The sequence below is a fragment of the Streptococcus sp. VTCC 12905 genome (genome assembly GCF_049893385.1).
In the GTDB taxonomy this organism is placed as follows: Bacteria; Bacillota; Bacilli; order Lactobacillales; family Streptococcaceae; genus Streptococcus; species Streptococcus suis_AA.
The window spans coordinates 12,207-24,875 of sequence record NZ_JBMVJC010000017.1; the positions used below are offsets into that span (position 1 = coordinate 12,207).

A 12,669-nucleotide genomic window follows, 5' to 3' on the forward strand; every position below is an offset into this window, starting at 1 on the left:
TCAGGCCCCCTTTTTTTATAAGCAATTTTCAGAGGTTATCGGTAGTCCTACCGATAGCTTTTTTCTTTGTCCTTCTTTGATGTGATACCAAAATCAAGTCGTCTTTTTTATGATGAGGAGAGAGTGACAGATTGTTACTACTTATCAAAAGAAAAGAAGGACTTTTTATGACCAAACAATGTCATCATCACTTTTTAGTCAATCAGGAAAAAGCAGAAAAGCATGTCTTCCGTAAAAGTAAGAAGTACCGTACGCTCTGTTCGGTAGCTCTTGGAACCATGGTGACAGCTGTTGTCGCTTGGGGTGGCCAAGTAGCACAAGCTGACGAAGTGGTAACACCTTCCCAAGGTAAAACCGTTCAGCTAACAGAAAATCCTGCTACCAACTTACCAGAAGCTCAGCCAACTCCAGTTGCTGAACAAACGAATAGTCTTGCCTCAACGGGTCAATCAGATGGGGCTATTACAGTCACCGTTCCTCATGATGTTGTGACACAAGCTGTCAATCAAGCAACTGCTGAAGGGGTTACGACCATTCAGGATAAACCTATGGATTTAGGAAACACAACCTCTGCGAGTGAGACCAGTAAGCAATTAGATACCGCTGAGGCGGATGCTGCTAGGCAGGCTGAAGCCATCACTCAGGTGACCAATACCTATAAAGCTGACAAAGCGACTTATGAACAAGATAAAACACGTGTTGAACAGGGGAATGCTGCGTTGGCTGCTAGTCATAAAGAAGCCACTCAAGCAGGAAAGGCCTTGAATAGTTTAGTAGATAGCACAGCTTCAAAAATCAAAGACCAAGATCCGTCGGCTAATGTGACCGTCACAACTCAAACCGTAACATCAGGAGATGGTTCAACGGTTTCAGGCTATCAGGATTATACCTCTGCGGTAGCTGCTATTGATAAGCAAAATAAGGACAATCTATCTGAATACGAATCAAAGAAAAAAGATGCAGATGCTATTGTCGCAAAGAATCTCTTAATCCAAAAGGCAAATGAGGACGGGGTTGCCAAAGCAAAGGATGATAATGAAGCAATTGATAAACGCAATCAAGCCGGACAAAAAGCAGTGGATGATGAAAACAAGGCAGGTCAAGCTGCTGTTGATGCCTATAATAAAGACCAACAGAAATTAGTCACAGACCGTGAAGCTGAGATTGCTTCTATCACGAAACGCAATAAGGAAAAAGAAGAAGCCGCCAAGAAAGAAAATGACGCCATTGATGCCTATAACACCAAGGAAATGGAGCGCTATAAACGTGATTTAGCTGAGATTTCAAAAGGGGAAGAAGGCTATATCTCTCAAGCTCTTGCTCAGGCTCTCAATTTGAATAATGGAGAACCCCAAGCCCGTCATTCAGCTGATACCAGAAATCCTAATCGTATCGTTGCTAGGGGTGACGCTATGCTTGGTGGGTATTCTAAAATCCTAGATTCTACTGGTTTCTTCGTCTACGACACCTTTAAAACAGGAGAAACCCTTTCCTTTACCTATCAAAATCTTCAAAATGCTCGCTTTGATGGTAAGAAAATCACAAAAGTAGCCTATGACATTACTAACCTTGTTTCTCCAGCTGGAACTAATGCCGTGCAGTTAGTCGTACCAAATGACCCAACAGAAGGCTTTATCGCCTACCGTAATGATGGGACAGGCAATTGGCGAACAGACAAGATGGAGTTTCGTGTCAAGGCCAAGTATTTCTTAGAAGATGGCTCTCAAGTCAGCTTCACCAAGGAAAAACCAGGTGTCTTTACTCATTCCTCACTCAACCACAATCACATCGGTTTAGAGTATGTAAAAGACACATCAGGTAAGTTTGTTCCTATCAATGGCTCAACCATTCAAGTGACTAACGAAGGTTTGGCTCGTTCACTTGGGTCAAACCGTGCCAGTGATTTGAAGCTTCCTGAAGAATGGGATACTTCTTACAGTAAGTATGCCTATAAAGGAGCAATTGTCTCAACGGTTACATCAGGCAACACCTATACAGTGACCTTTGGTCAAGGGGATATGCCCCAAAATGTTGGTCTCTCTTATTGGTTTGCCTTAAACACCCTACCAGTTGCACGGACGGTTAAACCTTATAGTCCAAAACCACATGTGACACCAAAGTTAGAGCCAGTTCCAGAACCAGTTAAAGTCGTGCCAAAAACCTTTACCCCAAAGACCTTTACGCCAGAGCCACCTGTGAGCTTTAAGGAAAAACCATTAGAGAAAGTCACTCAGCCTAGTTTGACACTCACCAAGGTGACCTTGCCTAAAGAACCTAAACCAGAACCGTTACCAAAAGCACCACAAGTGCCAACGGTTCATTATCACGACTATCGTCTGACAACGACTCCTGAAATTGTTAAGGAAGTTATCAATACCGACCAAGTGAACCTTCATGACAAAACGGTCGCAAAAGATTCAACGGTCATTTACCCTTTAACCGTAGACGCTTTTTCTCCAAATCGAGCCAAAACCACAAGCCTCACCTTTGAAGATTACCTTCCAGCAGGCTACGCTTTTGACAAGGAAAAAACGCAGGCAGAAAATGGAAATTATACCCTTAGCTTTGATGCTGCTAAGAACTTTGTGACCTTGACCGCCAAGGAAGCCTTGCTTCAAGAGGTCAACGAAGACCTCACCAAGTCTTACCAACTGATGGCTCCGAAACTTTACGGTAGCCTTCAAAATGATGGAGCAACCTATTCCAACAGTTATAAGCTCCTCATCAATAAGGGGACCCCAAATGCCTATACAGTGACTTCTAATGTTGTGACAGTGCGTACGCCTGGTGATGGGACAACCACTAGCCGTATTGACCCTCAAAAACGCAATGAAAATGAAGACGGTGTGGTTATTAACGATACGGTAGCGGCTTTAGGAACAACTAATCATTACCGTTTGACCTGGGATTTAGATCAATATAAAGGCGATAGGTCTTCTAAAGAGACAATTGCTCGTGGTTTCTTCTTTGTAGATGACTACCCAGAAGAAGTTCTTGACTTGGTAGACAAGGGAACAAGTATCACCACTCCTGATGGCAAAGCCGTATCAGGGATTACTGTCAAGGCTTATGAGTCGCTGTCAGAAGCGCCTAAAGACCTTCAAGATAAACTCGCTCATGCCAAGATTTCTCTTAAAGGGGCTTTCCAAGTCTTTATGCCTAATGACAATCAAGACTTTTATGACCAGTATGTCAAAACAGGCACCTCTTTGAACCTTCTCACCAAAATGACCGTCAAAGACAGCCTTTATGGTCAGACGAAGACTTATCGAAACAAAGCCTACCAAGTGGATTTTGGGAATGGCTATGAAACCGATGAGGTGACGAATACCCTTGTTAGCCCAACACCTAAAAAACAAAACCTTAATAAGGATAAGGTGGACATCAATGGAAAACCGATGGTAGTCGGTTCACAGAACCACTATACCTTGTCATGGGACTTAGACCAATACCGAGGAATTAAGGCCGATAAGGCTCAGATTGCACAAGGGTTTTACTTTGTGGATGACTATCCCGAAGAAGCTCTATTACCAGATGAAACAGCGATTCAACTTGTGACATCTGATGGTAAAGCTGTCACAGGAGTTACAGTAAAAACTTATTCGAGCCTATCAGAAGTTCCTGAAACCTTAAAAGCAGCCTTTTCGAAACGCAAGATTGTACCTAAAGGAGCTTTCCAAGTCTTTATGGCAGAAAATCCACAAGCCTTCTATGATTCTTATGTAACGAAAGGTCAAAACATCACCATCGTCACTCCTATGACTGTCCGTGAGTCTATGCTTAATTCAGGAAAGTCTTATGACAATGTGGCTTATCAGGTAGACTTTGGACAAGCCTACGAAACCAATACGGTAACGAATCACGTGCCAAAAGTAACACCACATAAAACTAATACTAATAAAGAAGGCGTGTCTATTGATGGCAAGACCGTTCTTCCAAATACCGTTAATTACTACAAAATTATTCTGGATTACAGTCAGTACAAGGATTTGGTGGTGACAGATGATGTCTTTGCCAAAGGTTTTTACATGGTGGATGATTACCCTGAAGAAGCGCTTAGCGTAAATGCAGATGGTGTCCAAGTGATGGATAAGGCTGGAAATCTTGTCAAAGGGATTTCGGTGAAAGCCTATGCCTCATTGTCAGAAGCGCCTAAAGTGGTTCAAGACGCTATGGCCAAACGCCAGTTCACACCCAAAGGAGCCATTCAAGTTTTAAGTGCTGAAGATCCAAAAGCGTTCTACGAGGCTTATGTTAAAACTGGTCAAACCTTAGTGGTGACCCTTCCAATGACCATTAAGAATGAGCTGACAAAGACTGGTGGGAAGTATGAAAACACCGCTTATCAGATTGACTTTGGTTTGGCTTATGTGACTGAGACAGTGGTCAATAATGTGCCAAAACTAGACCCACAAAAAGATGTGGTGATTGATTTATCACAAAATGAGAAAAGCCTTGATGGAAAAGAAGTTGCCTTGAATCAGGTCTTTAACTACCGTTTGGTGGGAGCACTCATTCCTGGTAATCGTGCGACACCACTCATCGAATACCGCTTTGACGATGATTACGATGAAAGCCATGATGACTATAATGGTGTTTACAAGTCTTATACTGTAGTAGATGTCACTCTAAAAGATGGAACGGTTTTACCAAAAGGGACAGAAGTTACCAAGTACACGCTACAACACGTAGACACGTCAAAAGGAACGGTTACCATCAGTTTTGATCAGGAATTCCTTGAAAAACTAGCAGAAGAATCCGAGTTTCAAGCAGATGTTTACTTGCAAATGAAACGAATCGCTTCAGGTGAAGTAGAAAATACGGTATTACATACTGTCATTGGCTACACCATCAGTTCAAATACAGTTAAAACGACTACCCCTGAACCAGAGTCACCAACTCCGAATCAACCAACCCCACCACAACCACCTATCCCAACACAAGAACCACCAGTTCCAGCAAGTGTCTTACCAAATACAGGAGAGAGTCAATCCCTCTTGGCGCTTGTCGGTGGAGGACTTCTTCTTGGCTTTGCTTACGGACTTTCTAAACGCAAAATGGAGGACAACTAAATGGAACCCAAAAACATTTACACAATGGATTCAGACCAAGATGGCTTAACGGATGCTCAAGAGTTAGCTCTAGGCACCAACCCTTTTAGCAGTGATTCGGATAGTGACGGACTGTCAGACCTTGAAGAAGTCCAACAAGGCTTGAATCCAATTCAACAGCGTAAGGAGAGCAGTTATGGCTTGGAATTATGACACGATTTCAAAAACTCTCTCTGATATGGCACGAGAAAACTATGAAGACATGGTTAAAGCCTTTTTAGCCATGGAGTTGAGTATCAAAAACAAGTCACTTCTTGATACGCTCTATCAAGACTTTATGGGCATTGATGACTTGTCTTTAGTTAGTGATGACCTGCGCCTAAGAGCAGACGGTTATCAGGAACAGCTTCAAGAAGAAGTGACGGACCTCTTGGATAAACTCTATCGAACAGGTGAGGGAGCTAGTTTCATTATGGAAGTGATTGTGTCCAACAATATTTCTGAGTCCCTTGCTCAGTATGAGGCTTTGAATGAGGAGGATTACTCGTCTCTCACCTTAGAGACCTTGCAGGACATTATCCAAAAGGAGTTGTCTTTAACGAGTCAAGATTATTTTGGAGATGTGACCTATCTCGCCTTGCAGAAGGATTTGTTAGACCAGAAAAGCCATTTCTTACAACAGTATGTGACAACTTTGATGGATAAGTTGCCACAAGAAAAAGACCAAAGAGACTTGGTCCTAGACTAAAGCAGTGGGCTGAGAATACCTCTCAGCTCCTTTTTTAATTGGAGGAACATATGACTCAAGAACAATTACTTGAGATGTTGCGGGCGAGATTGCCACGTGACCAGATTCTTTTGGAATCCTTTTTACGCTATCAAGCAGTCCATTTTGATGAGGATTGGGATAGCCTTATCCAAAATTTTACAACTCAAAGAGGAGTAGTCACCTCACCTGTTCAAGTGGTTCGCTTTGAAACAGAGGTTTCTGCTTTTGTCAAGGCGAGCCCTTTTAATGAAGCGACAGACCTGAGCAGCTACACACAGACCTTTGGTCAAGCTGGATTAAAGAAGTTACCTCAATTAAACAGTGATGAGAAAGCCTTGGTGATTGAAGTAGCCCTCTTTAACCTAGCCACTCGCTTTCAGCTCTTAGACCAAGAAGGCGCCTATCAATCCATTTCGGTAGCTTCTCTTTTGGATAAAAGCAAAGCTGCTAATTTGGTTAATGTCTACCGAGTGGCCAATAATTTGTCTGACCGTATTAGCCGTGATATTGAACAGTTTCTTCTCACTTATGAACCTGAACTAATAAGCACCCAGGAAACGTTGGAGGAAAGAGAGGGTGCAGCTGAAGAAAAAATAGTTCCAGAACCTCCTCAAGACATCACCTTTCGTGAAGAAGGGGGTATCGTCATTGCAAGTCTTGAAGAAGATTTATCACAACTAGATTTACGAACAGGGCAAACAGAACATTTACCAGCCTATGAACATCTAAACTTGTCCCAAAAATTTGAGATATTAAGTCACTTTGACCAAGTGCGAAATAGCCGTCCAAAACTACCAAACTTGAGACGTGGGGAGTTTGACCATGAAATGGAAATGATACCAATCTATGAGGACAATGAGCTATTAAGCTATTTAGAAGCTGATGGGACAGTCTATGACATGCAACGTCCCCTAACACCTCAAGAAGAAGTGATCTTAACTGAAATGGGTCAAACCATTTTGGCTGAAAATACCGAAAAACTGACTCGTTTAGAGATAAACTTAGATGACTTGGATGAGCAACAACGTGGGATACTGATAGATGCTGCAGGGCGTTTTCATTTGAAGAATGCGGACCTAGCCTTATTAGGGGGCTATCCTAAAGCAACCGTTACTCAATTAGCCCTTGCGACAGAATTGCTTCAGATGGGATTAACGCATGACAAGACAGAATTTTTCTTGACCAGTCTGCTAGACTTAGAAGAAGCAAGACCCATTGCCTATGCCTTCTTGCATGAAGAACTCACTCTTGAAGAAGCTAGAACCTTTGAAAGGGACAAACAGTCCCAACCTGACCTATCCATTAGGGAATGGCGAGAACACATCTCACAAACAAAACCTGAAATCATGACTCAATCACTACCTCAAAATCCTATCGTAGAGGAAGCCCTTAAACGCTATCCGATTGCTTCGATTGTGACTTATAAGGGGCAAGAGTTTCAGGTAATGGCCATTTAGGAGTCAGGCGTTAATAACCTGATTCGGATTGAACTACAAAATGATTTCACCGATGTGATTGAACAAAATCCAGTTCTTTTCTTACGGACACTAGAAGACATCACTCAAGCTCTTCATGTTCCTTCTGTCGAAGAAAAAGAGGAAGTGGAAGAACCAAGCCAAGAATTAGACCTCTTTTCTTTTATGGATATGGAAGAATCTCAAGAGCCGGTTTCTCAAGTGACAACATCTCTATCATCAAATAAGAGAGAGGCTAAACAAGAAAAAGCATTGATAGAAGATGAGTTGGAACCAGAAGTCACTGAGACGCCCCCGGCTACTGATTTTCACTTCCCAGAAAATCTAACAGACTTTTACCCTAAGACAACAAGAGATAAGGTTGAAACCAACGTGGCTGCTGTTCGTTTGGTGAAAAGTCTTGAATCTGAACACCGTCAAGCCACACCTAGAGAACAAGAACTCCTTGCCAAATACGTGGGCTGGGGAGGATTAGCTAACGAGTTCTTTGACGATTACAATCCAAAGTTTTCTAAGGAACGTGAGGAATTAAAAACGCTAGTCACAGAGAAAGAGTATTCAGACATGAAACAGTCCTCTCTGACTGCCTACTACACGGATCCCACTCTTATTCGTCAGATGTGGGAGAAATTGGAACGTGATGGCTTTACTGGTGGTAAAATCCTAGACCCGTCTATGGGAACAGGGAATTTCTTTGCGGCAATGCCTAAACACCTGAGAGAAAATAGTGAGTTGTATGGTGTAGAGCTAGACACGATTACAGGGGCTATTGCCAAACACCTTCATCCAAATAGCCATATTGAAGTAAAGGGCTTTGAGACTGTTGCCTTTAATGACAATAGTTTTGATTTGGTTCTCTCAAATGTGCCTTTTGCCAATATCAGGATTGCGGATAGTCGCTATGACAAACCCTATATGATTCATGATTATTTTGTTAAAAAATCCCTTGATTTGGTGCATGACGGTGGACAAGTGGCCATTATTTCCTCCACAGGAACCATGGATAAACGGACAGAAAACATTCTCCAGGACATTCGTGAGACGACTGATTTTCTCGGTGGTGTGCGTTTACCAGATAGCGCCTTTAAGGCCATTGCAGGTACCAATGTCACAACAGATATGTTGTTCTTCCAAAAACATATGGATAAGGGATATGTGGCAGATGATTTAGCTTTTTCAGGTTCTATTCGCTATGACAAGGATGACCGTATTTGGCTGAATCCTTACTTTGACGGAGACTACAACAGTCAGGTTCTTGGGAGCTATGAGGTTAGAAACTTTAACGGAGGGACACTTTCTGTAAAAGGCACTTCTGATAACCTAATAGAAGCTGTTCAGACGGCTCTTAAACAAGTTAAAGCGCCTAGAAGTGTTGACCCTTCTGATATCCTTATCACTCCTGATGTGATGAGAAGACAAGTCATTGATACCTCGATTCCTTCTGACATCAGAGAAAGCTTAGACCAGTATAGCTTTGGCTATAAAGATTCTACGGTTTACTACCGTGATCATAAGGGCATTCGTGTAGGGACAAAGACAGAGGAGATTAGCTATTATGTGGACGAGGAGGGGACCTTTAAGGGTTGGGATACCAAGCATTCGCAAAAACAGATTGACCGTTTTAATGCTTTAGAAGTGATTGATAGCACCGCTCTTGATGTGTATGTGACAGAAGAAGCCGCTAAACGTGGACAATTTAAAGGCTACTTCAAAAAGACTGTTTTCTATGAAGCTCCCTTGTCTGAGAAAGAAGTAGCACGGATTAAAGGGATGATTGATATTCGGAACGCCTACCAAGAGGTGATTGCTATACAGCGCTACTATAACTATGACAAAGACGAGTTCAATCACTTGTTAGGACATCTCAATCGCACCTATGATACTTTTGTGAAACGCTTTGGCTATGTCAATAGTACTGTGAATCGTAACCTCTTTGATAGTGATGATAAGTATTCGCTCCTTGCGAGTTTAGAAGATGAAAGTCTTGATCCAAGTGGGAAGACAGTTATCTATACCAAGTCACTTGCCTTTGAAAAAGCCTTGGTTCGTCCTGAAAAGGAAGTGATGGCAGTTTCTTCTTCCCTTGACGCTCTCAATTCTAGTCTAGCAGATGGTCGTGGGGTCGATTTGGATTACATGATGTCTATTTATCAGACGGATTCTAAAGCGTCTTTGATTGAAGAATTAGGAGACGCTATTATTCCAGACCCAGAACGCTATCTAAACGATAGGGAAGTGGTCTATGTATCTCGCCAGGATTTCTTATCAGGGGATGTGATGACTAAGTTAGAGGTCGTGGACTTACTCATTAAAGAAGACAATTCTGATTTTCCGTGGCAACACTATCAAAACCTCTTAGAAGAAGTGAGACCGCCTCGTGTTACTTTGGCTGATATTGATTATCGGATTGGTTCACGCTGGATTCCTCTAGCTGTTTATGGGAAATTTGCCCAAGAAACCTTTATGGGACAAACTTTTGACTTGACTGATCAAGAAGTATCAACTGTTCTTGAAGTCAGTCCAATTGATGGGACGATGTCCTATCAATCCAAGTTTGCCTTTAGGTATTCTACCGCAACGGATAGAAGTTTGGGGGTGCCTGGGTCTCGGTATGATAGTGGTCGTAAAATCTTTGAAAACCTGCTTAATTCCAATCAACCAATCATTACCAAACAAGTGGAAGATGGGGATAAGAAAAAGCATGTGACGGACGTGGAGAAGACAACGGTTCTTCGTGCTAAGGAAACACAACTTCAAGAACTCTTCCAAGATTTTGTGGCTAGTTACCCAGAGGTGCAACAGATGATTGAAGAGACCTATAATAGCCTTTATAATCGTACAGTCTCAAAAGTTTATGATGGCAGCCATTTAACCATTGATGGGCTTGCCCAGAATATTTCCTTACGCCCTCACCAGAAGAATGCCATTCAACGTATCGTGGAAGAAAAACGAGCGCTTCTAGCTCATGAAGTGGGTTCAGGTAAGACCTTAACCATGCTTGGGGCAGGCTTCAAACTGAAAGAACTGGGAATGGTTCATAAACCTCTTTATGTGGTGCCATCAAGTCTGACCGCTCAGTTTGGCCAAGAAATCATGAAGTTCTTCCCAACAAAGAATGTCTATGTGACGACCAAGAAAGATTTTGCGAAAGCCAAACGCAAGCAGTTTGTCTCACGGATTATCACAGGGGACTACGATGCCATTGTCATTGGGGATTCCCAGTTTGAGAAAATTCCCATGAGTCATGAAAAGCAAGTGACCTATATTCAAGATAAGTTACAACAACTTCGTGACATCAAGCAAGGTAGTGATAGTGATTATACTGTTAAAGAAGCAGAGCGTTCTATTAAGGGCTTAGAGCACCAATTGGAAGAACTTCAAAAGTTGGAACGTGATACCTTTATTGAATTTGAAAACCTTGGGATTGACTTCCTCTTTGTGGACGAAGCTCACCATTTTAAGAATATCAGACCCATTACAGGCCTTGGGAATGTCGCAGGGATTACCAACACGACTTCTAAAAAGAACGTGGATATGGAAATGAAGGTCAGACAGGTTCAAGGAGAACACGACTATCGTAATGTGGTCTTTGCGACAGGAACACCAGTCTCTAACTCTATTAGTGAACTCTATACCATGATGAGCTATATCCAACCCGATGTCCTAGAACGATACCAGGTCTCTAATTTTGATTCATGGGTAGGGGCTTTTGGGAATATCGAAAATTCTATGGAACTAGCACCGACAGGGGATAAATACCAACCCAAGAAACGCTTTAAGAAGTTTGTGAACCTGCCTGAACTCATGCGGATTTATAAGGAAACAGCTGATATTCAGACCTCAGATATGCTTGATTTACCTGTTCCTGAAGCTAAAGTCATTGCGGTAGAGAGTGAACTCACAGAAGCTCAGAAATACTACCTTGAAGAGTTGGTTGACCGTTCAGACGCCATTAAGTCAGGTAGCGTTGACCCTAGTGTCGATAACATGTTAAAAATCACTGGGGAAGCTAGAAAATTAGCCATTGACATGCGTCTTATTGACCCAGCCTATACCTTATCTGACAATCAGAAGATTCTTCAAGTGGTGGATAACGTGGAACGGATTTACCGTGAGGGTGAGCTTGATAAGGCTACCCAGATGATTTTCTCTGATATTGGCACCCCTAAAAGCAAGGAAGAAGGGTTTGATGTTTACAATGAATTGAAAGACCTCTTAGTGGATAGAGGGATTCCCAAAGAAGCAATTGCCTTTGTTCATGCCGCTAATACGGATGAGAAGAAAAACTCTCTCTCACGCAAGGTCAATAGTGGGGAAGTCAGGATTCTCATGGCTTCAACAGAAAAAGGTGGAACAGGTCTAAACGTCCAGTCACGTATGAAAGCAGTCCACCATTTAGACGTTCCCTGGAGACCAAGTGATATTGTCCAACGCAATGGTAGGTTAATTCGTCAAGGCAATATGCACCAAGAGGTAGATATTTACCATTACATTACGAAAGGGAGCTTCGATAACTACCTCTGGCAAACACAGGAGAATAAACTCAAATACATCACGCAAATCATGACCTCTAAAGACCCAGTACGGTCAGCAGAAGACATTGATGAACAAACCATGACTGCTTCAGACTTTAAGGCTTTAGCGACAGGTAATCCTTATCTCAAACTAAAAATGGAACTAGAGAATGAGTTGACGGTATTGGACAATCAAAAGCGTGCCTTTAATCGCTCCAAAGATGAGTATCGCCATACCATTTCTTACTGTGAGCAGAACCTCCCTGCCCTTGAGAAACGCCTTAGCCAATATGACCGTGATATTGCCGAATCTTTGGCAACTAAGTCACAAGATTTTATCATGCGGTTTGACAATCAGACAATGGATAACCGTGCAGAAGCTGGAGACTATCTACGTAAACTCATTACCTATAACCGTTCGGAAACCAAAGAAGTCAGAACGCTGGCTCATTTTAGAGGATTTGAGCTTAAAATGGCAACCAGAAGTCCTAGTGAGCCCTTGCCAGATATGGTGTCTTTAACCATTTCAGGCAGCAACCAGTATTCTGTTTCTTTAGACTTGAAATCAGATGTGGGAACGATTCAACGTATTACCAATGCCATTGACCATATTCTAGATGACCAAGAAAAGACAGAAGAGATGGCTAACAATTTAAAAGATAAGCTGTCAGTCGCAAGGGTTGAAGTGGAAAAGGTCTTTCCTAAAGAAGAGGATTATCAGCTGGTTAAAGCCAAATATGACATCCTTGCCCCTTTGGTTGAACAAGAAGCAGAGGTTGAGGAAATTGATGCAGCCCTAGCTAAGTTCAATGAAACGATCCAACCACAACAGGACCAACAACTTTCGCTTGATTTTTAAG

Annotated in this window: 3 protein-coding genes and 2 pseudogenes; all 5 read left to right on the top strand. The window is 42.3% G+C overall.

Translation table 11 applies throughout. The features are described 5' to 3' along the window. Nucleotides 1–167: 167 nt before the first annotated feature. Nucleotides 168–5,072, top strand: coding sequence for an SspB-related isopeptide-forming adhesin (locus tag ACPC58_RS07040; RefSeq protein ID WP_434065621.1), 4,905 nt, complete (start codon nucleotides 168–170; stop codon nucleotides 5,070–5,072). After that, a complete protein-coding gene (locus tag ACPC58_RS07045) occupies nucleotides 5,073–5,264 on the top strand; it encodes a thrombospondin type 3 repeat-containing protein (protein WP_411297667.1) in 192 nt (63 codons plus the stop codon). Continuing rightward, on the top strand, nucleotides 5,248–5,799 hold the full coding sequence (locus ACPC58_RS07050) for a hypothetical protein (RefSeq protein WP_411297666.1): 552 nt from the start codon (nucleotides 5,248–5,250) through the stop codon (nucleotides 5,797–5,799). The genes ACPC58_RS07045 and ACPC58_RS07050 overlap by 17 nt, the downstream gene beginning before the upstream one ends. Before the next feature lie 50 nt (nucleotides 5,800–5,849). Next, nucleotides 5,850–6,363 (top strand): annotated as a pseudogene (locus ACPC58_RS07055) (hypothetical protein); the annotation flags it as partial. A 68-nt stretch (nucleotides 6,364–6,431) separates the two neighbouring features. After that, nucleotides 6,432–12,668: pseudogene (locus ACPC58_RS07060) on the top strand (DEAD/DEAH box helicase family protein); the annotation flags it as partial. Between the last annotated feature and the right edge of the window lies 1 nt (nucleotide 12,669).

Bases quoted from the DNA above. Each gene is read 5' to 3' on its own strand.
- ACPC58_RS07040 (WP_434065621.1), top strand. From the start codon at position 168: ATGACCAAACAATGTCATCATCACTTTTTAGTCAATCAGGAAAAAGCA.
- ACPC58_RS07045 (WP_411297667.1), top strand. From the start codon at position 5,073: ATGGAACCCAAAAACATTTACACAATGGATTCAGACCAAGATGGCTTA.
- ACPC58_RS07050 (WP_411297666.1), top strand. From the start codon at position 5,248: ATGGCTTGGAATTATGACACGATTTCAAAAACTCTCTCTGATATGGCA.